General features: G+C 68.8%; 20 protein-coding genes. 6 read left to right on the top strand and 14 right to left on the bottom strand.

Annotated elements, in window-relative coordinates:
- Positions 1 to 144 precede the first annotated feature (144 nt).
- From JOF40_RS11075 to JOF40_RS11055, 5 genes are all read right to left on the bottom strand, one after another.
- Positions 145 to 1,401, bottom strand: a complete 1,257-nt coding sequence (locus tag JOF40_RS11075) for an aspartate aminotransferase family protein (protein WP_129185194.1) — start codon at positions 1,399 to 1,401, stop codon at positions 145 to 147.
- Positions 1,398 to 2,891 (bottom strand): NAD-dependent succinate-semialdehyde dehydrogenase, encoded by a 1,494-nt coding sequence (locus JOF40_RS11070; RefSeq protein WP_129185195.1) that lies wholly within the window; start codon positions 2,889 to 2,891, stop codon positions 1,398 to 1,400. Before JOF40_RS11070 ends, JOF40_RS11075 begins: the two co-directional genes overlap by 4 nt.
- Positions 2,888 to 5,692 carry an FAD-binding and (Fe-S)-binding domain-containing protein gene (locus tag JOF40_RS11065; protein WP_223148494.1) on the bottom strand — a complete coding sequence of 935 codons (2,805 nt, stop codon included), beginning with the start codon at positions 5,690 to 5,692 and terminating at the stop codon, positions 2,888 to 2,890. Before JOF40_RS11065 ends, JOF40_RS11070 begins: the two co-directional genes overlap by 4 nt.
- A gap of 88 nt (positions 5,693 to 5,780) precedes the next feature.
- Entirely contained in the window at positions 5,781 to 6,506 is a 726-nt protein-coding gene (locus tag JOF40_RS11060; RefSeq protein WP_209674545.1) for a haloacid dehalogenase type II, read from the bottom strand.
- A gap of 30 nt (positions 6,507 to 6,536) precedes the next feature.
- The gene (locus JOF40_RS11055) at positions 6,537 to 7,778 is read right to left on the bottom strand and encodes an aminotransferase family protein (RefSeq protein ID WP_129185197.1); all 1,242 of its coding nucleotides are present in this window, start codon (positions 7,776 to 7,778) and stop codon (positions 6,537 to 6,539) included.
- Between the two features lie 62 nt (positions 7,779 to 7,840).
- Here JOF40_RS11055 and JOF40_RS11050 point away from each other — a divergent pair, with 62 nt between their 5' ends.
- Entirely contained in the window at positions 7,841 to 8,518 is a 678-nt protein-coding gene (locus tag JOF40_RS11050; protein ID WP_129185198.1) for a GntR family transcriptional regulator, read from the top strand.
- A 505-nt stretch (positions 8,519 to 9,023) separates the two neighbouring features.
- Here the strand turns inward: JOF40_RS11050 and JOF40_RS11045 are convergent.
- Together JOF40_RS11045 and JOF40_RS20255 are read right to left on the bottom strand one after the other, a co-directional pair.
- On the bottom strand, positions 9,024 to 9,980 hold the full coding sequence (locus JOF40_RS11045; protein ID WP_129185199.1) for an aromatic alcohol reductase: 957 nt from the start codon (positions 9,978 to 9,980) through the stop codon (positions 9,024 to 9,026).
- Positions 9,981 to 10,234: 254 nt separating this feature from the next.
- Complete coding sequence (locus tag JOF40_RS20255) at positions 10,235 to 10,882, bottom strand: TetR/AcrR family transcriptional regulator (RefSeq protein ID WP_129185200.1); 648 nt, start codon at positions 10,880 to 10,882, stop codon at positions 10,235 to 10,237.
- Between the two features lie 113 nt (positions 10,883 to 10,995).
- Between JOF40_RS20255 and JOF40_RS11035 the strand changes: the two genes are divergently transcribed.
- The 3 genes from JOF40_RS11035 to JOF40_RS11025 are packed head-to-tail and all read left to right on the top strand — an operon-like array spanning position 10,996 to position 13,736.
- The gene (locus JOF40_RS11035) at positions 10,996 to 11,973 is read left to right on the top strand and encodes an NADPH:quinone oxidoreductase family protein (RefSeq protein WP_129185374.1); all 978 of its coding nucleotides are present in this window, start codon (positions 10,996 to 10,998) and stop codon (positions 11,971 to 11,973) included.
- 36 nt (positions 11,974 to 12,009) lie between these two features.
- A complete protein-coding gene (locus tag JOF40_RS11030; RefSeq protein WP_129185201.1) occupies positions 12,010 to 12,975 on the top strand; it encodes a quinone oxidoreductase family protein in 966 nt (321 codons plus the stop codon).
- Positions 12,972 to 13,736 (top strand): enoyl-CoA hydratase-related protein, encoded by a 765-nt coding sequence (locus JOF40_RS11025; RefSeq protein ID WP_129185202.1) that lies wholly within the window; start codon positions 12,972 to 12,974, stop codon positions 13,734 to 13,736. Before JOF40_RS11030 ends, JOF40_RS11025 begins: the two co-directional genes overlap by 4 nt.
- A 55-nt stretch (positions 13,737 to 13,791) precedes the next feature.
- Here the strand turns inward: JOF40_RS11025 and JOF40_RS11020 are convergent, their stop codons facing one another.
- From JOF40_RS11020 to JOF40_RS11005, 4 genes are read right to left on the bottom strand one after another with little or no spacing between them, the layout of a single operon-like run.
- Positions 13,792 to 15,111, bottom strand: a complete 1,320-nt coding sequence (locus tag JOF40_RS11020) for a dihydrolipoamide acetyltransferase family protein (protein WP_245343591.1) — start codon at positions 15,109 to 15,111, stop codon at positions 13,792 to 13,794.
- Positions 15,112 to 15,148: 37 nt separating this feature from the next.
- Positions 15,149 to 16,120: an alpha-ketoacid dehydrogenase subunit beta gene (locus JOF40_RS11015; RefSeq protein WP_129185204.1), complete on the bottom strand. Its 972-nt coding sequence runs from the start codon at positions 16,118 to 16,120 to the stop codon at positions 15,149 to 15,151.
- Complete coding sequence (locus JOF40_RS11010) at positions 16,117 to 17,193, bottom strand: thiamine pyrophosphate-dependent enzyme (protein WP_129185205.1); 1,077 nt, start codon at positions 17,191 to 17,193, stop codon at positions 16,117 to 16,119. The genes JOF40_RS11015 and JOF40_RS11010 overlap by 4 nt, the downstream gene beginning before the upstream one ends.
- The gene (locus JOF40_RS11005; protein ID WP_129185206.1) at positions 17,193 to 18,281 is read right to left on the bottom strand and encodes a Glu/Leu/Phe/Val family dehydrogenase; all 1,089 of its coding nucleotides are present in this window, start codon (positions 18,279 to 18,281) and stop codon (positions 17,193 to 17,195) included. Before JOF40_RS11005 ends, JOF40_RS11010 begins: the two co-directional genes overlap by 1 nt.
- 157 nt (positions 18,282 to 18,438) lie before the next feature.
- Between JOF40_RS11005 and JOF40_RS11000 the strand changes: the two genes are divergently transcribed.
- Entirely contained in the window at positions 18,439 to 18,942 is a 504-nt protein-coding gene (locus tag JOF40_RS11000; RefSeq protein WP_129185207.1) for an Lrp/AsnC family transcriptional regulator, read from the top strand.
- A 120-nt stretch (positions 18,943 to 19,062) separates the two neighbouring features.
- Positions 19,063 to 19,425 carry a cupin domain-containing protein gene (locus tag JOF40_RS10995; protein WP_129185208.1) on the top strand — a complete coding sequence of 121 codons (363 nt, stop codon included), beginning with the start codon at positions 19,063 to 19,065 and terminating at the stop codon, positions 19,423 to 19,425.
- Positions 19,426 to 19,855: 430 nt separating this feature from the next.
- Here JOF40_RS10995 and JOF40_RS10990 read toward each other — a convergent pair whose 3' ends face one another.
- The 3 genes from JOF40_RS10990 to JOF40_RS10980 form a co-directional block, all read right to left on the bottom strand.
- Entirely contained in the window at positions 19,856 to 20,482 is a 627-nt protein-coding gene (locus JOF40_RS10990) for an MBL fold metallo-hydrolase (RefSeq protein WP_129185209.1), read from the bottom strand.
- The gene (locus JOF40_RS10985; protein ID WP_129185210.1) at positions 20,482 to 21,582 is read right to left on the bottom strand and encodes an S-(hydroxymethyl)mycothiol dehydrogenase; all 1,101 of its coding nucleotides are present in this window, start codon (positions 21,580 to 21,582) and stop codon (positions 20,482 to 20,484) included. The genes JOF40_RS10990 and JOF40_RS10985 overlap by 1 nt, the downstream gene beginning before the upstream one ends.
- A gap of 131 nt (positions 21,583 to 21,713) precedes the next feature.
- A complete protein-coding gene (locus JOF40_RS10980) occupies positions 21,714 to 22,982 on the bottom strand; it encodes an NAD(P)/FAD-dependent oxidoreductase (RefSeq protein WP_129185211.1) in 1,269 nt (422 codons plus the stop codon).
- Positions 22,983 to 22,984 lie beyond the last annotated feature (2 nt).

Below are 22,984 nucleotides of genomic sequence, written 5' to 3'. Positions count from 1 at the left end.
CGCAGAAGGGGCCGGGCATGATGCCCGGCCCCTTCTGTGTCGTCTGACTGCGTCGTCCGAGCGCTGTCAGACGACGACGCACACGAGAAGAGGGAGGGATGCGCCCCCTGGCGCGCTTCCCTCCCTCTTCGGCTTCTCAGCGAGTCACGCGCCGGCTGCGGCGACCGCCTTCGACCAGGCGGCGACGCCCTCGTCGACCTGCTCCGAGGTGACGATCAGCGGCGGGATGAAGCGGACGACGTTCCCCCGCGTGCCACAGGTCAGCAGCAGCAACCCTTCGTCGATGGCGGCCTGCTGGGAGCCGGCCGCAAGATCGGGCCTCGGGGTGCCGTCAGGGTCCGTGAACTCGATGCCGATCATGAGGCCGCGACCTCTGACGTCGGCGATGGTCGAGACCGATGCCGCTGCCTCGCGGAGCCCTGCGATCAGTCGCTCCCCCTGAGCCGCGGAGTTCTGCACCAGACCCTCGGACTCGACGACCCCGAGGGTCGCGATGGCAGCCGCGCACGAGACTGCGTTGCCGCCGTACGTGCCTCCCTGCGAACCGGGCCACGCCTTGGACATCAACGACGTCGAAGCGGCGATGGCCGAGATGGGGAAGCCACTCGCGATGCCCTTGGCGGTGATGAGGATGTCCGGGACGATGCCCGACGGCTCGTGGCCCCAGAAGGTGCCCGTCCTGCCGACACCGGTCTGGACCTCGTCGACGATCAGCACGATGCCGTGCTGGTCCGCGCGTTCGCGCAGTCCCTGCAGGAAGCGCAGCGGTGTGGGCAGGTATCCACCATCGCCGAGGACCGGCTCGATGATGAACGCCGCCGTGTCGACCACTGCCGACGTGGTGCTCAGCAGGAAGTCGAGCTCCTGCAGCGCGAAGTCGACCGCGGTCTCCTCGTCCCACCCGTAGCGCAGGGCATAGGGGAAGGGCGCGGAGTAGACACCGGGCACGAGTGCCCCGAAGCCGGTGCGGAACTTGGTGCCGGCTGTCGTCAGGGTGGCCGCGGCGAACGTGCGGCCGTGGAAGCCGCCCTGGAACGCGATGATGTTGTTGCGGCCGGTCGCCATCCTGGCGAGCCTCAGGCTCGCCTCGACGGCTTCGCTGCCGCTGTTGGCGTAGAACACGCTGTCCAGCCCGGTCGGGAGCACGTCGCCGAGCATCTCCGTGAGGCGCAGGATCGGGTTGTGGCGCACGGTGGTGAACTGGCCGTGGATGAGCTTGCCGACCTGCTCGCGTGCCGCGGCGACGACTGCCGGGTGGCAGTGGCCCGTGCTGGTGACGCCGATCCCGGTCGTGAAGTCGAGCCACGAACGGCCGTCAGCGTCGTAGACGTAGCTTCCGGCGCCGTGGTCGACCACGACGGGGGTGGCGGGGGTCAGAAGGGGGGACAGGGATGCGCTCATGCGCGACCTCGCTCTCGGATGGGCATGGCGATGTACTTGACGTCGAGGAACTCCTCGATGCCCAGGCGGCCGCCCTCGCGGCCAAGTCCTGAGTGCTTGATGCCGCCGAAGGGTGCCGACGGCGTGGAGACCAGGCCCGTGTTGAGCCCGACCATGCCGACCTCGAGACGCTCACTCATCTCGAAGGCGAGGTCGACGTCCTGGGTGATGACGTAGCCGACCAGCCCCCACTCGGTGTCGTTGGCGATCGCGAGGACCTCGTCGACGGTCTCGAAGGTCTGGATGGCGGCGACGGGGCCGAAGATCTCGGCCGACAGCAGGTCGGAGCCGGGCTGCACGTCGGTGAGCACGGTCGGCTCGACGAAGAAGCCCGTGCCGCCGGAGGCGTTGCCACCGCCGGCGACGCGGGCACCACGCTGGATGGCGTCCTCTGCCAGGCGCAGCACCTTGTCGCGGCTGGCAGCGTCGATCATGGGTCCCACCTGGACGCCGTCGTCCATCCCGTTGCCGACCTTCAGCGCGCCCATGCGCTCGGCGAGGCGGGATGCGAACTCGTCGACGACCGAGGAGTGGACGAACATCCGGTTGGCTGCGGTGCAGGCCTCCCCCATGTTGCGCATCTTGGCCTGCATGGCCGCTTCGACCGCGACGTCCATGTCGGCATCGGCCAGGACGATGAAGGGTGCGTTGCCTCCGAGCTCCATCGAGCAGCGGACGACCTGCTGGGCGGCCTGGGCGAGCAAGATCTTGCCGACCGCCGTCGACCCGGTGAACGACAGCTTGCGGATGTCGCCTCCGGTCAGGACCGGCTCGATGACCTCGGCTGCTCGTGACGTGGTGACCACGTTCAGCACGCCCTTGGGCAGACCGACGTCCTGCAGGATCTGCGCCAGGGCCAGGCTCGTCAACGGGGTCTGCGGGGCGGGCTTGAGCACCATCGTGCACCCGGCAGCGATGGCCGGGCCCATCTTGCGTGAGCCCATGGCCGCCGGGAAGTTCCATGGGGTCAGCAGGAGACACGGGCCGACCGGCTGGCGCAGGACCATCGTGCGTGCCGTGCCGTCGGGACGCTGGCTGAAGCCACCGTCGATGCGGACCGCTTCTTCGGCGAACCAGCGGAAGAACTCGGCCGCGTACGCGACTTCGCCCTTGGCCTCGGCGAAGGGCTTGCCCATCTCGGACGTCATGATGAGGGCCAGGTCGTCCTGGCGGCGCATCATCTCCTCGTACGCCCGGTAGAGGATCTCCGAGCGTGCCCTGGGGGCGGTCGCGGCCCACGATGCCTGCGCCTTCACGGCAGCGGCAACGGCTGCCTGGACGTCGACGAGCGAGGCGTCGGCGACCTGGGTGATGACCTGTTCGGTGGCCGGGTTGATGACGTCCATCCGGGCGGAGTCGGACGCCGCCCGCCAGGTCCCGTCGATGAGCAGATCGGTCGGCACCGCGGCAAGGGCGGACCTTCCTGTGTGCGTGTGGTCGACGATGGTCATGAAGCGCCCTCCTGAGGGTTGTTGTCAGTCAGTGCCGCGTGGAGAACGTCGGCAAGGTGCTGTGCTCGGACGTCGTTGTCCGACACATGTGAGATCTGGGTCTGGCAGCTGAAGCCGTCGGCGACCGCGATGCCGCCGTCGAGCGCCTCGACCTTGGGCCGGAGATCATGGGCTGCGACGGCCATGGAGGTCTCGTAGTGCTGTGCCTCGAAGCCGAAGTTGCCGGCCAGTCCGCAACAGCCTTCGACATCGACGGTCTTCATGCCGAGCCTGTTCATGACCTTGGTGCTGCTGGTGGCCCCGAAGACGGCGTGCTGGTGGCAGTGCGTCTGGGTGAGCACCGAGTCGGGCAGGACGGGCGGTTGCCAGCCGGCATCGAGCCGTGCGTCGATCGCCGCCGCGAACGTCGTCACGCGCGCCGACACACGACGCGCGGCATCGGTCGGAACCAGCTCGGGGAGGTCCTTCTTGAGCGCGGCCGCGCAGCTGGGCTCGAGGACCACGATCGGCGCATCGCCGGACTCGTCGAGGACTCGAGCGGTCTCGGTGAGGATCCGGCGAGCTGCCGTCAGCTGACCCGTGGTCGTCCAGGTGAGGGCGCAGCAACCTGCCGGAGCGGCGCCGACCGTCGTCCCGGTCGCGCGAAGGACGGTCTCGGCGTGCTGGACCAGGTCTGGGCGGAACCCCTTGGTGAAGCTGTCGACGAAGAGCAGGACGTCGGCGTTCGCGTCGCTGGCTGCGAGGCGCGCCCTGCGTGATGACGCGAACCGCGGCAGGCGACGTGCCGTCGTGACCCCGCCGAGTCGCATCGCCACGAGGCGGATCGGTCGCACGGCCAGCAGAGCGTTGACCGGGCCCGAGATGCGCCCGGTGATGGCGATCCACCGTGGCAGCCAACCCAGGGAGTAGTGCGACACCGGCCGGAGCCTGCGACGGTACTTCTGCTGGAGCACCTCGGACTTGTAGGTCGCCATGTCGACACCGACGGGACAGTCCGACGAGCACGCCTTGCACGACAGACACAGGTCGAGGGCGTCGTGGACGGCGTCGGACGACCACCCGTCCTTGCCCAGTGCCCCGCTGACCATGTCCTGGAGCACGCGAGACCGACCACGGGTGGAGTCCTTCTCGTCGTGCGTCGCACGGTAGGAGGGGCACATGAACCCTCCGTGGTCGCTGCGACAGCGGCCGATGCCGACGCACCGCTGCACCGCTGACCCGAAGTCACCGTCGTGCGGGTAGGTGAACAGGAGGTCGCGACCGCCGGCCTCGACGAAGCCTTCGGTCGACAGGGGCAGGAGGTCCTCTCCGAGCGGGCGCGGGTCGACGATGATCCCCGGGTTCAGGAGCCCGTCCGGGTCGAACGCTTCGCGGAAGCGTCGGAAGAGGTGAAGCATCTGTGGGCTGTACATCGTGCTGAGCAGCTCGCTGCGGGCCCGTCCGTCACCATGCTCGCCCGACAGGGACCCGCCGTGCCGGACGACGAGCTCGGCGGCGGCGTGGACGAAGCTGACCATGTGGTCGCGCCCCTCGGCCGTGGCGATGTCGAAGGTCAGGCGCACGTGCACGCAGCCCGCGCCGAAGTGGCCGTAGAGGACGCCCGACAGCCCGTACTCCGCCGTCAGCACCCTGAAGTCGCGAAGGTAGTCGGCCAGGACGTGCGGATCGACCGCGGCGTCCTCCCACCCCGCCCACGTCTGGGTGTCGACGTCCGGTCGGGTGGACAGTCCTGCCCCGTCCTCGCGGACTCGCCACAGCGACTTTCGCTGGTCGGGGTCGTCGACGACGAACCCGTCCAGCAGACGTCCGGCCTCGCGGAGCTCGTGGAGCAGGTTCTCGGTCTTGACGTGGACGTCGTGCTGCGTCGCACCGTCCAGCTCGACGTAGAGCCAGGCGCGACCTTCGGGGAGGGCTGCCACGGAGTCCGCGCCTCGCCTGGCGATCATGGTCGCGACGATCGCGTCGTCGATGCCCTCGGTCGCCGTCGGCTCGAACGGCAGGATCAACGGCACGTCGGTGGCCGCATCGACCACGTCCGCGTATCCGAGGACCAGCAGGCTCGTGGCCGCCGGGGGCTCGACGAGCTGGACCGTCGCGCGGACGATGATCGCGCACGTCCCCTCGGTCCCGACGAGGGCTCGCGCGACGTTGAACCCGTTCTCCGGCAGCATCTGGTCGACGTGATAGCCGGAGACCTGGCGTCCGATGCGGCCGAGCTCGGTGCGCATGATCGCCAGGTTGTCCTGGGTCATGGCTCGCAGCTCGGACTCCAGGGCGGCAGCACGTTCGGAGGCTGCTGCGTCACGTCGGTGGACCGGGGTGATGCCGTCCGGCCCGATGCGCAGCATGGTGCCGTCGGCGAGGAGCACGTCGACGGCGATGACGTGCCGTGACGTCCTGCCCCAGCGGACCGAGTGGTTGCCGCATGCGTCGTTGCCGAGCATCCCGCCGATGGTCGCGCGCGACTTCGAGGACGGGTCGGGGGCGAACGCCAGACCGTGGGCCACCAGCTCGCGGTTGAGGTCGTCGAGGACGACGCCGGACTCGACGACCGCCGTCTTGGCGTCGACATCGATGTCGACGATGGCGCGCAACCCTCGCGAGACGTCGATGACGAGACCCTCGCCGATCGCGTTGCCGGCCATGCTGGTGCCGCCGCCGCGCACGGTCACCGGCAGCGCCAGGTCGTGGCATGTGCGCAGGAGCGTCTGGACGTCCTCGACGCTCGACGGGAAGGCCACTGCGAGCGGCGACACCCGGTAGTTGGAGGCGTCGTACGAGTACATCGCTCGGCTGGTCACCGAGGTGTCGATGAGGATGTCCGGGCAGGCCGCTGCGAGGCGAGCCCGGACATCTGTGTCCGGGGACGCTGCAAGAGTCCCCGTCATCTCAGTGCTTGGCGGCGTGCGCCGCTTCTGCGAAGTCGATCATGGAGCGGTACTCGGCGTCGTACGAGAACTCGGCCGAGGGCTCGGGGGTTGCACCCCATCCGGGACGGTCGTGGCGCCGGTTGATCCAGACCGACGGCAGTCCGTGCCGCTTGGCCGGGACGTGGTCGTGGAACAGGCTCTGTGCCACGTGCAGGAGCCGCTCGCGCGGGATGCCCATGTCCTCGAGGGCGACGTCGAGCTCCTCGAAGTGCTGGGGGGCCGGCTTGTAGGCCTTGACGTCCTCTGCCGTGATGATGCGGTCGAAGCTCACCTTCAGCCGGTCGTTGGAGCCCTTGAAGCCGGCTCGGTCGACGTTGGAGAGGATGATCAGCTGGTAGTCCTCGGCGAGCTTCGTGAGGGCCTCGGTGGAGTCCTCGAAGGCCGGCCAGTCGGGGACGGATCCGCCGAGCTTGTCGGCCCACTCGTCGCTGACGGGTGCGTCGAGCACCTGGCCAGTGCGCCGGAACGCCTCGGCGAGGACCTTCGAGTAGAGCCAGTCCCCGTGCTCGGCCTCGACCTGTGCCTCGTTGTCCGCGTAGGCGAGCAGCAGGTCCTCGTCTGACTTGTCGAGGCCGAGCTCGGCGGCCCAGGGCGAGAGGACGGCTGCGATGCCGGCCTCCCAGTCGATCAGGGTGCCGTAGCAGTCGAAGCTGAGCGCGTCGTAGTCGGCGAGGTTGATGGTCATGGATGCTCCTTGGGCGGTGTGGTCGTGACGTCAGATGGAGTCGAGCGCGTCGGCGATGGTCGTGGCGATGAGCTCGACCTCCGCCTCGGTGGCGACGAACGGGGGGCAGATCTGCAGTGTGTTGGCGTGGATCGTCCGTGTCAGCACGCCACGGCGGACGCACTCGAAGGCCACGTCGTCGCCCTTGACGTCCGCGACGATCTGGATGCCCGCGAGGAAGGCCGACCCCGAGCGGACCTCCTCCACGAGGGGGTGGTCCGCGAGCGGTGCGACGGCTCGAGCCAGCACGTCCTCCAGGTGGGCGGACCGCTCCACCAGGCCTTCTTCCTCGATGATGTCGAGGTTCTCCTGCGCGACGACGCAAGCGGTGGCGTGCCCGGAGTACGTGAGGCCGTGACGGAACATCGGCGCGTCCGCGCCGTCGAAGAACCTGTCGGCGATGCGCGGTGACACCAGCACCGCGCCGAGGGGGGCGTAGCCGGACGTCAGGCCCTTGGCCATCACGACCATGTCCGGGCTGATGTCGTACCGCTCGCAGGCGAACATGGTGCCGACCCGGCCGAAGCCGGTGATGACTTCGTCCGCGATCAGCAGGATGTCGTTCGCGCGAGCGAAGGCCTGCAGGCCCGCCAGGTATCCGTCGACGGGGCCGACGATTCCGCCGGTGCCGATGACCGGCTCGAAGACGATGGCGGCGATGTTCTCCGTGCCGTGGGCGGCGAGCATCGCGGTGGCGGCAGCGATGTCGTTGGCGGGGATGCGGAGCGTCTCGGGGATCAGGGACTGGCTGCCGTAGCCCTCGCGGTTGTACTCGAGACCGGCGATGCTGGTGCCGTAGCCGTGCAGCCCGTGGTAGGACGTCTCCCTGCTGACGATGGTCGTCTTCTCGGGCCTGCCCTCGAGCTGCCAGTGGCGTCGCGCCAGCTTGCAGGCCAGCTCGATGGAGTCCGAGCCGCCGCTGGTCAGCATGACCCGCCCGCCGTCGATCGGTCCGATGTCGGCGAGACGGTCGGCGAGATCCAGTGCCGGCTCGTTCGCGAAGCGTCCGAACACGTGGTACGTCTCGAGCGTCTTCATCTGCTCGTAGGCTGCGCGGGCGATGCGTTCCCGGCCGTGCCCGACGTTGGCGTGCCAGAGGCTGGCTGTCGCGTCGAGCAGTCGCTGCCCGTCGCTGGTCGTCAACCACGCGCCCTCGCCGCCCTTGATCGTGAGTCGGTGGGCCTGGGACGTCGGCATGTGAGCCTGTCCATGCCAGAGAGCGCGATCGGTCATGTGGGAACTGTAGAACAGTTCAACTGCTCGACGCAAGACCACTTTCGGCGTAACCTGACACCATGACTTCTCTTGACATCGCGGTCCGTCGAACGACGGCGGCGCAGCAGGTCGCGGAGGGGCTGTCCGACCTCATCATGTCCGGGCACTTCAGTCCCGGAACGCGCCTCCGCGAGAGCGCCATCGCGACGGATCTGAAGATCTCCCGCAACACCGTGCGTGAGGCGGTCCGCATCCTGGAGCTCGGCGGCCTCGTGAACTACGAGGTCAACCGCGGCGCGGTCGTCATCGCGCCGACGGCCGAGAGCGTCATGGCTCTCTACGACGCACGCCTGCAGCTGGAGACGGCCGCCGTCCACCAGCCTCGGCGCACCGAAGACCTGGGCGGCCTCCGCAAGGCGCTCAACGCGCTCACGCGCGCGGCGGACACGCACCGCGTGAAGGACATCGTCACGGCAGACCTCGCCTTCCACGCGTCCATCGTCGCCCTGCTGGGCAACCCCAGGATCGACGACTTCTACAACGACCTGACGACCGAGCTGCGCTACTACTTGACCGTGCTCTCCAAGGAGACCCGCGAGTACGACGACCCGTCCACGATCGTCTCGGAGCACGCAGGCATCCTGGTCGCCATCGAGAGTGGGGACCCGAAGGCAGCAGCCGAGGCGATCTTCACGCACGTCAACCACAACGCGCACCGCGTGTGCGACATCCTGGTGGCCCGAGAAGCCGGTAGCTGACGAGCCGTCGGGCTTGTCGGCTTCACGGTCGCAAGCAGTCCTGGCGTTCTGCCTCGGACCACGAGGATGATTCGCCCTGGGTCTCGTTCCTGGCGGTCAGCTCTGTCTCGTCAAGCCCGTCGACGGCCGCCGCCAGGGCATGTGTCGTAGCCGTCTCCCCCGGTCCCCGCTGAGGGTGTGGCGCCGAGCTCGGCGATGCGGTTAGTACAGACCACCGAGAGATGGTTCGACCCGTGATCCGCGAGGTGGGCGAGCTGAGCGTCGGCGGCCATGGGAGCGCCTGTGGGGGCAGGATGTCGGCTCGCGAGGTCGGGGCGACGTCATGAACTGCGACGCGATGCCTGCATCCCGACTGCGGAGGAACGACGCTGCGCAACCCCGTCGCGAACGACATCTTCTTGTCAGTCGACCTCAATGCGACTCGCATCGACCCCGGTGCCTCGCGCGAGTGAATCGTCCGTGGTCCTGCTCGGCCACTGACGACGGTTGTCGACGCTGCCGGAGACTAGTCGCCCCTGCGTCGGTCGGCGAGGTTCTCGCCGATCCACGTCCGCACGTCCGTGACCGCGATCCCACGCCGCGCGTTGAAGGTCTCGTCCTTGTCCCACGCCACCCCTCGCCCCTGGGCGAACACGGCCCGGTACTTGCTCGTCATGTCGGTGGGGTTGCTCGCCAGCTGGTCGAGCAGGAACGGCACGGTCCACTCCACACGCTCGAACGGACGCTGGAGCACGTCCTCCAGGATGTTCGCCAGCTCGCCGTACGTCACCGTGTCGCCGGCCAGGAAGACGATCTCGTTGCGGATGCGGGGTTCGGAGAACAGGATCTCGGCCGTCAGTACGCCGATGTCCTCCGGGGTCGTCACGGTGACGGCTGTGTCGAGGCTGCCCAGCGCGTTGACCGTGCTGTTCGCCGGGTCGACCATGCCGGAGCCTGCGTCGAACAGGTAGTTCATGAACATCCCGGTGGAGATGATGACCCACTCGGTCTCGTCCTGGGCGCGAAGGAGCTCGCGCACGTCCAGCTGCGAGTCGAAGATGTCCTGCGGGCTCCCGCGACCGATGACCTCGAAGTCGACGCCGAACTGCCACGGGAAGTAACGCCGCACCTTCGCCTGCAGCGCAGCCTTCGCCACCTTCATGGGCGTCTCGATCCCCGCGGCGATTCCAGTGCACCCGATCACCGTGTCGTGGACCGCGAACAACGAGGCGAGCTCGTCGATGGAGTTCTTCACCAGGTCGCCCTCGACGATGTCGATGCCCAGGCTGCGGATCTCTGCAAGATCACGCTGCTTCCCCGGATCAGTCGAGCCGACCGAACCAGCACGCAGCAGCACGCTGACGGTCGAACCCTCGACATCGCGGGCACGGAGCGCGACGTTGCGCAGCACAGGCATGCCCAGCTCCCCTGCTCCAATGATCAGGATCGATCGAGAAGTCGGGTTCGACGTCGGCTCTGCCATGGGTGATCTCCTCAGGTGCTGTCTCTGGACGCTGGCTCGTGCGTCGTGTTCAACCGGCGCTGCGCGACAGAATTCCGCATCCGTTCGCAGTGTGAGCCGATCGACATCACCTGCGAGCTGAGGTCGCCAACCGCCCCGGACTGCTGCACCGCCGGAGTCGAGATCGAAGCGTGCTCGGTTCGATGCCACATTCTTGTGAGCTCAGGACGATGGATCCATGCCGAACGCGATCCCCGAGCAGACGAAGGACAGCCTCAGCCGACGCTCGCGCTGAGGCCGTGCCGCACCACGATCTGGGCACTTCTGACCACGTTGTCGATGGTCCCGCGGCGACGGTTCCACCACTCCAGCGCCGAGTTCAACGCCCCGATCACCAGCATCTGCGCCGCGAACGGGTCGAGGCCATCTCGCAGCTCGCCTCGGGACTCGAGCTCCTCGATGAGGTCCCTCCACACGGCTCCGTAGGCACTGTCTGCCTCGCGCTGACGCCGCAGCAGCGGCTCGGGCAGCTGCTGCGCGTTGCGGACGACGGCCTGGGCATGGGGCGATCGTCGGATCCCTCCGCGGAGGTGGACCTCGACCGCCACCATGAGGCGCTCCATGGGAGGGGCCGAGTCAGGGAGCTTCCCCAAAGACTCCTGCAAGGAAGCGCGCCCCTCCTCCATGCCCGCCAGCATGACCTGCGCGATGAGCTCGTCCCGTGACGGGAAGTAGTAGTAGATGTTGGCGACCCCGACGCCCGAGTCGGCCGCCACGTCCGAGAGCCGCGTCCCCGAGTAACCCTTCTCGTACAGGACACGCGCCGCCGAGTCGATGATGCGCTGCCGCGTGTGGGCCGACTTCGCGTACGGCTGACTGACGCCCTCGGACGGCGTGGTCGAGAGGTCCCGCTGACGGCTCACACGAGCAGGTTAGCCGGATCGCCAGGCACACGCGCTCGGCCTTGCCAGGATCGCCGCCGGCAGAGATACTGACTCGACATCAAAACCAAATCTGCATTCTAAATTGGAGCATGATGAGAGCGCTTCTCCTGACGAGCCTGACCGGTCCCGCCGGACTCCGCCTGACCGAGGTCGACGACCCCCACGGCGATTCCCTCGTGCACATCGACGTCCGTGCCGCCGGGGTCAACTTCCCGGACCTGCTCGTCATGCGAGGCGAGTACCAGCTCAAGACCGAGCCGCCCTTCGTTCCGGGCTCGGAGATCGCCGGCGTCGTCCGCTCGGCCCCGAGCGGCAGCGGGTTCTCCGCCGGCGACCGTGTCATCGCGCTCGCCGGTCAAGGAGGGCTCGCCGAACGAGTCGCGGTCCACCCGGGTGTCGTTCGACATGCCCCCTCGGGCTTGGATCACGCCGAGGCCGTCACGATGTTGGTCAACTTCCAGACCGCCGTGTTCGCACTGGAGACCCGTGCCCGGGTCTCCGCCGGGCAGACCGTGGTCGTGATGGGCGCTGCAGGCGGGATCGGTACCGCGACCGTGCAGGTGGCCCACGCCCTCGGCGTCGAGGTCATCGCCGTCGTGAAGCGTCCCGGTGCCGACGAGTTCCTGCGCACGGCCGGCGCCGACCACGTCGTCGCGCTCGCGGACGGATGGTCCGGGCGGGTGCGCGAGCTCACCGACGGACGGGGCGCCGACGTGCTGGTCGACCCGGTCGGCGGCCCTGCCTTCGACGACGCCGTCCGCTCCCTGGCCCCGGGCGGTCGTCTGGTGGTGGTCGGCTTCGCCGCCGGCGGCATCCCGACCGTGACCGTCAACCGACTCCTGCTGCGCAACGTCGGGGTCCTCGGTGCCGGCTGGGGGGAATACCTGCGAACCGACCCCCGGGCGCTCGGCCAGGTCGCGTCCCGGCTCGACGAGCTCGTCACGGCTGGACTCCGCCCGGCCGTGAATCACCGCTACGCCTTCGGCGATGGCGTCCGCGCCTACACCGATCTCGCATCGGGAGCCGTCTTCGGCAAGGCGGTCATCGACGTCTCCTCCGACCCGGCCTGACCTCCACTCCCCCTCCATCTCCCAGAAGGACATCTCATGCTGGCTGCATACGCCCGGACCGTCGACCCCGCCGACCCTCTCGACGCACTCGAGGTCGGCGACGTCGAGAGCGCCACCGCACCGCCCGGATGGGTCACGATCACGATGCGCGCGGCCTCCCTCAACCGCCATGACCTCTGGTCCCTCGCCGGCGTCGGACTCCCCGCCGATCGCACCCCCATGATCCTCGGGTGCGATCTCGCCGGTGTTGACGAGAACGGTCGCGAGGTCGTCGTCTACCCGGTGATCGCCAGCGACGGGTGGACGGGACCGGAGCTCGACGATCCGGCCCTGAGCATGCTGTCGGAGCGACACCCGGGAACCTTCGCCGAGCAGGTCGCCGTCCCCACCCACAACCTCCTGCCCGTTCCGGACGGCTTGACGCTCGTCGAGGCCAGCACGCTGCCCACGGCGTGGCTCACGGCCTACCGCATGATCTTCACCGCGGCGCAGGTCCGAGCGGGCCAGACCATCCTCGTCCAGGGGGCCACTGGCGGGGTCTCGACCGCGGCCATCATGCTGGGCCGCGCGGCCGGCCTGCGCGTGTGGGCGACCAGTCGCTCCGACGAGGGGCGTCAGTGGGCTCGGGACATCGGCGCCCACGAGACCTTCGAGAGCGGCGCGCGCCTGCCCGAGAGGGTCGACGCCGTGCTCGACACCGTCGGGCAGAGCACGTGGGACCACTCCCTCAAATGCCTGCGTCGGCACGGTGTCATGGTCGTCTCCGGGGGAACGTCCGGCTACCAGGCGCAGACGAACGTCGCCCGTGTCTTCGCTGGCTACGCACGCATCCAGGGCTCGACCCTCGGCACACGACAGGAGTTCGCCGACCTCCTCCAGTTCGTGACATCGACCGGGATCAAGCCGCCCGTGCACCGGACGTATCCCCTGGCCGAGGCGCGTGCGGCCTTCACAGCTCTCGCTGGCGGCGACGTGCGCGGCAAGCTCGTGATCACGTCATGACGAACGCGCAGGTGGTCGAGACCGAGGTCCGTTCACGCACCCTCATCATCACCCTGAACCGCCCTGCCAAGCGCAACGCGATCGACATGGAGATGACCGATCTCATCGACGACGCCCTCGCGCTGCTGGAGGACGACGCCGACCTGCGGGTCGCGGTTCTCACGTCGAGCAGCGGATACTTCAGCGCTGGAACCGACCTCACCCAGCAGGCCAGTCCCGCATCTCGACGCGGAGGCGAGTACGGACTGGCGAGACGTCGTCGTAGCAAACCCGTCATCGCGGCGGTGGACGGCGACGCCCTGGGCGGAGGGTTCGAGCTCGTCCTCGCCTGCGACATCGTGGTGGCTGGCGAGCAGGTCAGGTTCAGCCTGCCCGAGGTGAAGCGCGGCGTCGTCGCCAACTCCGGAGGTCTTTTTCGAGCGGTGGACCGCCTGGGGCATTCGCTGGCCGCCGAGATGCTGCTGACCGGCGAGCCGTTGTCCGTTCAGCGCGCCCACCAAGCCGGGTTGGTCAACACCATCGTGGCACCGGGCACCGCTCTGGACGCCGCGATCCGGATCGCCGATCGGATCGCCCTCAACAGCCCCGCCGCGCTCGATGCATCGATGCGTGCGCTCGACGAGACCCGTGCGGTCGAAGACCCGTGGCGCTGGGAGATCACACGAACAGCGCAGCACCGCATCGAGGAGTCCTCCGACCATCTCGAGGGAATCGCGGCGTTCTTCGCCAAGCGCACTCCTGACTGGTACGCGGCGCGATGACGGCGATGGCTGGGGGGTGACACCCCAGACGAGTGGCCGTGCGTGACCCCGATGCTCAGAGAGCGGCGAGCGCGGGGTCGCGCAGGAACGCGGCGGTGTCGGCCAGCAGCTCGGATCCCTGCTGGCCGTCCATGACCCGGTGGTCGAACGAGAGGGCCAGGGTCGTGACCCACCGCGGCTCGATGCGCTCGTCGTCGCCCTCGCCGACGACCCATGGGCGGCGATTGATCGTGCCGACGCCGAGGATCGCGGTCTCGCCAGGGTTGAGGATCGGAGTGCCGCTGTCGACGCCGAACACCCCGAAGTTGCTGATCGTCACGGTGCCGTGCGCCATCTGCTCGGGCGTCGTGCGGCCGGCCCTGGCGGTGCTGGCGAGGTCACCGATCGCGGCGGCCAGCTCGGCGAGGCCGAGTCGCTGCGCGCTGCGGATGTTCGGCACCACGAGTCCGCGAGGCGTGGCAGCGGCGATGCCGAGGTTGATCTCGCGCATCTGGACGATCTCCTGCGCCGCCTCGTCCCACCGCGAGTTGGCCGACGGCGTGCGCTCGACCGCCCGCAGGAACGCCTTCGCGACGAGTGCCAGCGGGCTGAGCCTGACGTCTGCGAACTCGCGCCGGGCCTGCAGCCTCGACCGCAGGTCCATCGTCGCGGTGACGTCGAGCGTCACGAACTCCGACACGTGTGGCGCGGTGAACGCCGAGCTGACCATCGCGGCCGCCGTGTGCTTGCGGACGCCCTTGATCGGGATGCGGATCTCGCCGGCGTCCGTCTCAGGGGCCACGGCCGGAGCCGGAGGGAGGGTCGGGGCCGCCTCGGAGGCCGCCACCACGTCGGCGCGCGTCACGACACCGCCCGGGCCGGACGGCACGACGGAGGTCAGGTCGACGCCGAGCGTCTTGGCCAGCTTGCGGACCGGCGGCTTGGTCCGCACGGGTCCGGACGGCGCTGACGGCGCGGCCGGCGTGACCGCGGGTGAGACAGCCGCCGGCGCGGCGGCCGGAGCAGCACCACGCCGACGCCGACGTCCCGTGGTCTCCTTGGCACCGTAGCCGACGAGCAGCTTCGGCTCGTCGACGTTCTCGGTGGCCACGGTCTCGGCGGCCTCGGCGGCCTCAGCGGCGACGGCCGGTGCCGTCGGCGCGTCCGCGGGGCCGCCAGCCGTCGCGACGCTGATGATCGGCCGGCCGACGTCGACGGTCTCACCGGGCTCGGCGTGCAGCTCGATGACCTCGCCGGCGAAGGGCGACGGCAGCTCGACCAGCGACTTGGCGGTCTCGATCTCGACGACGATCTGGTTGACCTCGACGGTGTCGCCGGGCGTCACGAGCCAGGTGACGATCTCGGCCTCGGTCAGACCCTCCCCGACATCGGGCAGGTGGAATTGCTGGACGTTCGTCATGTGGGTCCTGCCCTCAGTACGTGAAGCTGCGGTCGATGGCGTCGAGGATGCGGTCGAGCCCGGGCAGCCAGTCGCCCTCCAGGCGGCTCGCCGGGTACGGCGTGTCGTAGCCCGTCACCCGGATCACGGGTGCCTCGAGCGAGTAGAACATCGCGTCCTGCACACGGGCGGCGATCTCGGCACCCAGGCCCGCGGTCTGCGACGCCTCGTGCGCGACGACCAGCCGTCCCGTCCTCTCGACCGAGGCGAAGATCGTCGCATCGTCGATCGGCGACAGCGAGCGCAGGTCGATGACCTCGACGGACCGGCCGTCCTCGGCGGCAGCGGCAGCCACCTTGACGGCGGTCGGCACCAGCGCGCCGTACGTCACGAGCGTCAGGTCGTCGCCGGGACGCACGACCTGGGCGCTGCCGAACGGCGCCGGTGTCGCGGCACGGTCGATCTCGCCCTTGAGCCAGTAGTTGTGCTTGGGCTCGAGGAAGATCACGGGGTCGTCGCTGCGCACCGCCATCCGGATGAGGTCGTACGCCTCCTGCGCCGACGACGGGCTGACGACCCTCAGGCCGGCCGTGTGCGCGAAGTACGCCTCGGGCGACTCCGAGTGGTGCTCGATGGCGCCGATGCCGCCGCCGACGGGGATGCGGATGACGACGGGCAGCGTCACCGTCCCCTCGGAGCGGTGCCGGTACTTGGCCAGCTGCGTGATGATCTGGTTCATCGCGGGGAACACGAAGCCGTCGAACTGGATCTCGCACACGGGCCGGTAGCCGGCCATGGCCAGGCCGATCGCGCTGCCGACGATGCCGGCCTCGCCCAGCGGCGAGTCGACGACGCGGGCGTCGCCGAAGTCCTTCTGCAGGCCGTCGGTGACCCGGAACACGCCCCCGAGCCGGCCGATGTCCTCGCCGATCAGCAGGACCTTCGGGTCCTCCTCCATGACCGAGCGCAGGCCTTCGTTGAGGGCGTGGGCCATCGCGGTGCTCATGCCGGGTCCACCTCTCCTGCGGCGACGTACTCGACGTGGTCGTGCATCTGCTGCTCCAGATCTGCCGGCATGTCGACGTACGTGTGCAGGAACGGGGACTCCGGGCTCGGGTCGGGCAGCGCGCGACACCCCGCGCGCAGCCGCTCGCTCAGATCGGCCTCCTCGGCGGCGACGCCGGCGAAGAACTCCTCGCCCGTGCCGATGCCGGTGAGGTGGGTGCGGAGGCGCTCGATCGGGTCGAGGGTCGTCCAGTCGTCGGTGACCGCACCCTCGCGGTAGCGGCCGTCGTCGTCCGAGGTCGTGTGCGGGTTGCGGCGATACGTGAACGCCTCGATCAACGTGGGCCCGTTGCCGGCCCTGGCGTGCTCGAGAGCCTCGACGGTCGCCGCGTGGCTGGCGACGACGTCATTGCCGTCCACCCTGACCCCTCGGAACCCGAAGCCCTGCGCCCGCTGGGCCACCGGCACCCGGCTCTGCACCGAGTACGGCGCCGAGATGGCCCATTGGTTGTTCTGGCAGAAGAACACGATCGGCAGGTTCTGCGCCGCAGCCCAGACGAATGCCTCGTTCGTCTCGCCCTCGCTCAGCGCCCCATCACCGAGGAAGACCAGCACTGCGCGGTCACGATCGGGGTCACCCGTGCCGACGTCTCCGTCGCGGACGATGCCCATCGCATAGCCGACCGCATGCAGGGTCTGCGCACCGATGACCAACGTGTACAGGTTGAAGTTGTTGGTCGTCGGGTCCCAGCCGCCCAAGGTGGTTCCCCGAAACAGCCCCAACAGACTCACCGGGTCAACACCCCGGCACCACGCGACACCGTGCTCGCGATAGGTCGGGAAGGCGACGTCGCGGGGGCGCAGCGCGCGGCCGGCCCCCACCTGGGCCCCCTCCTGCCCGAGCAGCGAGGCCCACAGGCCCAGCTCGCCCTGGCGCTGGAGGGCGATCGCCTCGGTGTCGATGCGCCGACTCATGACCATGTCGCTGAACATCCCCCGCAGGTCGACCGACGCATCCGCCGAGTCCGACAGCACCCCCTCGGGGCTGAGCAGGCTGAAGAGGTCGTCAGTCATCACTTGGCGCCCGTCACCTGGTCGAGCCGGCGGTCGACGATGGCGCGTGCTGCGTGACCCGGGGTGACCGAGTCGGCCGCCGCCTTGATCAGCATGGTCTCCACGAAGGCCGCCAGTCCGCCGATCCGGTCAGGCACCTTGGCGAGGTCACCGCTGTGGAGCTCGGCGGCGACCTGGATCAGGCCGCCCGCATTGGCGACGTAGTCGGGCACCCAGAGGATGCCCCGCGCGGCCAGTTCATCCTCGACGGAGCCGGTCAGCAGCTGATTGTTGGCAGCACCGCAGACGATGCGTGCCTTGATGTCGGCTACCGACTCGTGGGTCAGCGTCGCGCCGAGGGCACACGGAGCGTAGACGTCCACCTCAGCGTCGATGACCGAGTCGCTCACGTCGACGTCCGGGTAGGCCAGGTGCACACGGTCGCGGGCGACCGGATCCTGCTCGCAGAACACCACATGTGCGCCCGCCTCGACCAGGAGACCGATGAGCTGGAAGCCGACCTTGCCAGCACCCTCGACGCCCACCGTCACCGGTGCCAGTGGCGCTCGGCCGAACGCCAATCGCACGGCCGCCTTCATGCTGCTGAACACGCCGAGGGCCGTCGAGAGACCGCTGTCCCCCGAGCCGCCGGACGCGATGGTCCGCGCGACGACGTGCGACGTCGTCCGACCGATCACGTCCATGTCGTCGGACGTCGTTCCCACGTCCCCTGCCGTGACGTAGCGCCCGCCCAGGGACTCGACGAACCGTCCGTACTCCTCGAGCAGCTCCGGCGACTTCACAGTGGCGGGATCGCCGATGATGACGGCCTTGCCTCCGCCGAGAGGCAACCCCGCGGCGGCCGCCTTGTAGGTCATCCCCTCCGAGAGCCGCAGGACGTCGGTCAACGCATCCCCGTCGCTCGCGTACGGGTAGAACCGGGTGCCGCCGAGGGCCGGTCCGAGGCGCGTGTCGTGGATGGCGATGATCGCCCTCAGGCCGGTCTTCTCGTCGTGGTGGAGGCGAACGAGCTCGTGGGATTCCAGCTCGATCTGGCCACCCAGCTCGAAGATGCTCGGACGGGTTCCGGTCAGCTGCGACGCACTCATGCGCCCTCCTCAATACGATCTGATCATCTGAGCATGGGTTAGATGATGTATTTGGTTCGCCAACGTTGACTGATCAGGTACTTTGGGTCAATGGTGATGCGCGCAATGTAGCTCCACCATCAGTCCGCACCGTCGAACACGTCCTGAGGTGTCACAAATGCTCAGCATCGACCGGCTCGACTCCGAGATCCTCGGCAAGCTGACCGACAACGCCCGATCGGCAGTCGCCGACCTGGCCAGCTCGCTCGGCGTGGCTCGCAACACGGTGATGTCCCGCATCAGACGCCTGGAGGAGACCGGGGTGCTCAACGGCTTCATGCCGCTGATAGATCTCGAGGCCGTCGGCGTCCCGATCCAGGCGTTCGTCGCGCTCGAGCTCGACCAGCGCAAGATGGCGCAGGTCGTCGCGGCACTGAGCGAGGTCGTCCACGTGCTCGAGATCAACACTCAGGCGGGACGTGAGGATCTCCTGATCCGTGTCGCTGCGCCGACGCACCGCGAGCTGCAGGAGGTCGTGACGCACATGATCCAGCTGGACGGGGTGCAGCACACCGTGACCACGATGATCGTCTCCACACCTCTCCCGTTCCGCACCCGACCCCTCATGGACCACCTCACGGCGAGCGCCGGCTTCGGCAGGTCGACGCCAGCCGCGATCTGAGAGTTCCCGACACCTGTCGACCTTGGTGCTGCGTAGTCGCGACGTCTGCCTGGGGACCGCGCCGGCCGATCGCGCGAGGATGACGACCGCCCCGTCCTCAGATTGCACAAGGAAGACACCGTGACGACAACATTCCGCGCCGCAGAGCTCGCCACCGAGCAGTTCACCGAGAGCCTGCTCGCCCCGCCGAGCGCTCAGCCTCTCAGCGGCGACATCCCCGTTCGCGCCTACATCGCCTACAGGAGCGACGACGGCAGCATCACGAGCGGCTCGTGGGAGTCCGATCCCGGAGAAGCGCGGTGGGAGTTCATCGACCGCGGCGAGTTCATCCAGGTCGTCGAAGGCCGCATGACCGTCCACGAGGATGGGGGCGAACCTGTCGAGCTGACTGCCGGGACGGCGGCCCTGTTCCCGATCGGGTGGAAGGGCATCTGGACCGTGCACGAGAGGCTTCGCAAGGTCTTCGTGGTCTACACCCGGTGATCCGCAGGTGGCTGAGGGCCGCACATGTCATGCGCCGCCGCCCTCAGCCGCCGCCTGCCTCTCGTCAATACGGGTGGCAGGCTCGGCGGATGTGCCACCTACGTCCTGGTGGCCGTACGCCGACTGAAGCGCCCCCAGATTCCCCGATCGCAACCAAGCGCTGGAGAATTCTCTTGACCTCGCCATGCTCTCCACCATCTTCCCGACCGGCTTCTGCGGTGCCGTCAGCACCGAGCCCGCAACCAGGTCCACCGGCTACGTGGCCGGCGCCGGACCCGTCGGGCTCGCGGCCGCCACATCGGCCCAGCTGCTGGGAGCCGCTGTGGTGATGGTCGGCGTCATCGTTGCGGTCGAGCCATCCACCCCGGCGGACGAGTGTCGATTCCGCTCCCCGGGTGCAGTCGTGGCCGCGCGGCCGGTGTCGCTCAGGTCAGGATCCGCGGGTGATCCAGTCGTCGAGGTGGGGCTTCTCGGCGCCGATGCTGGTGTCGTCGCCGTGGCCGGTGTGGACGACCGTCTCGTCCGGGAGCGTGAGCAGGCGTTCGCGGATCGACTCGATGATGGTGTCGAAGTCCGAGTACGACCGGCCTGTGGCACCGGGTCCGCCGTTGAAGAGCGTGTCGCCACTGAAGACGACACCGAGGTCGGGTGCGTAGAGGCAGGTGCTGCCCGGTGAGTGACCCGGTGTCGGGATCGCCCGCAGCGTCGTGCCGGCGACCTCGAACGTGGCCCCCGAGTGCAGCTCCTGGTCCGGCGGGGTGTCGTGCTCGGCATCCCACAGCATCCGGTCCTCGGGCGGGAACCACACGTCGGCACCGGTGGCCCGGCTGAGCTCGACGGCTGCGTTGATGTGGTCGTTGTGCCCGTGGGTCAGCACGATCGCCACGACCGTTCGTCCGTCGATCGCATCCAGGATCGCCGGCGCGTCGTGGGGTGCGTCGATCACGATCACTTCGGCGTCGTCACCGACCAGCCACACGTTGTTGTCGACATCCCAGGACCCGCCGTCCAGGGCGAACTGCCCCGACGTGACGACCTTCTGCACCCGTGCGGTCATCAGAGCGTCACGACCGATCGCAGGACGTCGCCGTGGTGCATCTTGGCGAACGCGGCCTCGACGTCGTCGATGCCGATCGTCTCGGTCACGAACGCGTCGAGATCGAGCCGTCCCTGCTGGTACAGGTCGACCAGCATCGGGAAATCCCTGGACGGCAGGCAGTCGCCGTACCAGGACGACTTCAGCGACCCGCCACGACCGAACACGTCGATCAACGGAAGCTCGAGCTGCATGTCGGGCGTCGGGACACCGACCAGCACGACCGTGCCGGCCAGGTCACGACCGTAGAACGCCTGCTTCCACGTCTCGGGACGACCCACCGCATCGATCACCACATCGGCACCATGGCCGCCGGTCAACGCCTGGATCGCCTCCACCACACTGCCCCCATCCTTGGCAGCATCACCGGCGTTGATGGTGTGGGTGGCGCCCATGCCCTTGGCCCACTCGAGCTTGCGGTCATCCAGATCGATCGCGATGATCTTGGCCGCATTCGCCAGACGCGCACCGGCGATCGCCGCCGAGCCCACGCCACCGCAGCCGATCACCGCGACCGAGTCGCCGCGCTGCACGTTGCCGGTGTTGATTGCCGCGCCCAGACCCGCCATGACGCCGCAACCCAACAGGCCCACCGCAGCCGGCGACGCGGCCGGATCGACCTTGGTGCACTGACCCGCAGCCACCAACGTCTTGTCCGCGAACGCACCGATGCCCAGCGCGGGCGACAGCTCGGTGCCGTCCTCGAGCGTCATCTTCTGCTTCGCGTTGTGCGTGTTGAAGCAGTACCACGGACGCCCCCGCAGACACGCCCGACAGCTCCCGCACACCGCCCGCCAGTTCAGCACCACGAAGTCACCCGGAGCCACGTCGGTGACGCCCTCACCGACCGACTCCACGACACCCGCAGCCTCATGCCCCAGCAGGAACGGGAACTCGTCGTTGATGCCACCCTCGCGATAGTGCAGATCGGTGTGGCACACCCCGCACGCACTGATGTCGACCACCGCCTCACCCGGACCCGGATCAGGAATCACGATGTTCGTCGTGACAACAGGCTCACCCTTCGACAGGGCGACAACTCCTCGAACGATCTGCGGCATGAGTTCTTCTTTCTCGAGATGGGGGAAGGTGTGGTGGAGAGAGTCGGGAGCGGCGCACGGCGACCCCGCTCAGGACGATGTGGATCTCGTCGAGAACAGGGTCGCCCGGCGACGCATCAGCTCAGTTCAGCTCAGCTCAGCGGCATGGGCTCACGGTGCGCGTCCGCGATGAAACCGACGCCGCCGCGCACGTAGTGCTGACCGACCGACTCGGGGTCGGGGTACTCCTGCGGGTCGAAGCGGTCGAGCCTGAACCGCGTCGGGTCGCAGATGGGGTCGCGTCCCAGGACCAGATCGGCCAGGAGACGACCGACGCCGGGGCCGTGGGACACGCCGCTCTCGTTGTCGCCGCCGGCGGCGAAGAGGCCCGCGGTGTTGGGAACCTCGCCGACGAACATCCCGCCGTCGACCGAGTAGACCGGCATGCCCTGGATCTCGCGGATCGTCTGCGCGCCTGCCAGCTTCGGGAACACCTGTGCCACCCGGTCGACGTCCGCGGCCATGGCGTCGACCAGGTCCTGCCGCCAGCGCTCGTCCTTGCCGAGCGCGTTCCACGTGCCGCCGAGCCGGTGCGCAGGCGCGGCACCGTGAGTCGAGCCCCACGTGAATCCGCCTTCGGACTCCCTGATCCACAGCGGGAAGTCCTTGCCCTGCAGGGTGGGCATGTCGGGCGACAGGCCCACGTCCTCGGTCACGAAGCGCGTCGCGACGAACGGCACGAGCGGGAGCTTCCAGTCGACCTGCGCCAGCGCCGCGTTGAGCCACGCGCCCACGGCGAGCACCACCGAGTCGGTGGCGATGTGGCCGGTCGAGAGGTTCACCCCCACGACGCGGCCGCCGTCGATCTCGAGCGACTCCATCGTGACACCGCGCAGGATCGTGCCGCCTTGCTGCTCGACACCCTCAGCGATGTGTTGGATCGCCAAGCCCGTCTCCAGCTGGATGCCCGACGGCATCAGCACTCCACCGGCAACCGCCGATGCGTCCACGGCTCCGCCGGTCAGCGCCCCGATCTCGGCCGCGCTCACGACAGTGTTGCGGTCCGATGCGCACGGGCCGGCCGCGATGGCGGCGAGTCCGGCAGCCAGGGTGTCCTCGTGGTTGAAGAACACGATGTTGCCGTTGCCGCGAAAGTGCACGTCGCGACCTGACTCGTGGATGCCGCGGTAGAAGTCCAGCGAGTACTTCTGCAGTGCGTACGCCTGCGGCCCCAGGTGCGGGATGACCGTCGACCACTCGGCGACGAAGCCGGCTCCGGCTGGAGTCGTCCCGTTTCCGACGTCGCCCGAGTCCACCACCACGACCTCACGGTCGCTTGCCGCGAGCAGGTGGTGAGCGATCGAGAGACCTGTGATGCCGGCGCCGATGACGACGATGGGTGAGCTCTGGTGCTGGTTCATGG

This window comes from Aeromicrobium fastidiosum (genome assembly GCF_017876595.1).
GTDB classification, from domain to species: domain Bacteria; phylum Actinomycetota; class Actinomycetes; order Propionibacteriales; family Nocardioidaceae; genus Aeromicrobium; species Aeromicrobium fastidiosum.
The sequence above is the reverse complement of the archived record's forward strand: the minus strand, read 5'-3'. Positions and strand labels throughout refer to the sequence as shown.

Bases quoted from the DNA above. Each gene is read 5' to 3' on its own strand.
- JOF40_RS11010 (WP_129185205.1), bottom strand. From the start codon at position 17,193: ATGACTGACGACCTCTTCAGCCTGCTCAGCCCCGAGGGGGTGCTGTCG.
- JOF40_RS11000 (WP_129185207.1), top strand. From the start codon at position 18,439: ATGCTCAGCATCGACCGGCTCGACTCCGAGATCCTCGGCAAGCTGACC.
- JOF40_RS10990 (WP_129185209.1), bottom strand. From the start codon at position 20,482: ATGACCGCACGGGTGCAGAAGGTCGTCACGTCGGGGCAGTTCGCCCTG.
- JOF40_RS11075 (WP_129185194.1), bottom strand. From the start codon at position 1,401: ATGAGCGCATCCCTGTCCCCCCTTCTGACCCCCGCCACCCCCGTCGTG.
- JOF40_RS11060 (WP_209674545.1), bottom strand. From the start codon at position 6,506: ATGACCATCAACCTCGCCGACTACGACGCGCTCAGCTTCGACTGCTAC.
- JOF40_RS11055 (WP_129185197.1), bottom strand. From the start codon at position 7,778: ATGACCGATCGCGCTCTCTGGCATGGACAGGCTCACATGCCGACGTCC.
- JOF40_RS11070 (WP_129185195.1), bottom strand. From the start codon at position 2,891: ATGACCATCGTCGACCACACGCACACAGGAAGGTCCGCCCTTGCCGCG.
- JOF40_RS11045 (WP_129185199.1), bottom strand. From the start codon at position 9,980: ATGGCAGAGCCGACGTCGAACCCGACTTCTCGATCGATCCTGATCATT.
- JOF40_RS11050 (WP_129185198.1), top strand. From the start codon at position 7,841: ATGACTTCTCTTGACATCGCGGTCCGTCGAACGACGGCGGCGCAGCAG.
- JOF40_RS10980 (WP_129185211.1), bottom strand. From the start codon at position 22,982: ATGAACCAGCACCAGAGCTCACCCATCGTCGTCATCGGCGCCGGCATC.
- JOF40_RS11035 (WP_129185374.1), top strand. From the start codon at position 10,996: ATGAGAGCGCTTCTCCTGACGAGCCTGACCGGTCCCGCCGGACTCCGC.
- JOF40_RS10985 (WP_129185210.1), bottom strand. From the start codon at position 21,582: ATGCCGCAGATCGTTCGAGGAGTTGTCGCCCTGTCGAAGGGTGAGCCT.
- JOF40_RS11025 (WP_129185202.1), top strand. From the start codon at position 12,972: ATGACGAACGCGCAGGTGGTCGAGACCGAGGTCCGTTCACGCACCCTC.
- JOF40_RS11005 (WP_129185206.1), bottom strand. From the start codon at position 18,281: ATGAGTGCGTCGCAGCTGACCGGAACCCGTCCGAGCATCTTCGAGCTG.
- JOF40_RS11015 (WP_129185204.1), bottom strand. From the start codon at position 16,120: ATGAGCACCGCGATGGCCCACGCCCTCAACGAAGGCCTGCGCTCGGTC.
- JOF40_RS11030 (WP_129185201.1), top strand. From the start codon at position 12,010: ATGCTGGCTGCATACGCCCGGACCGTCGACCCCGCCGACCCTCTCGAC.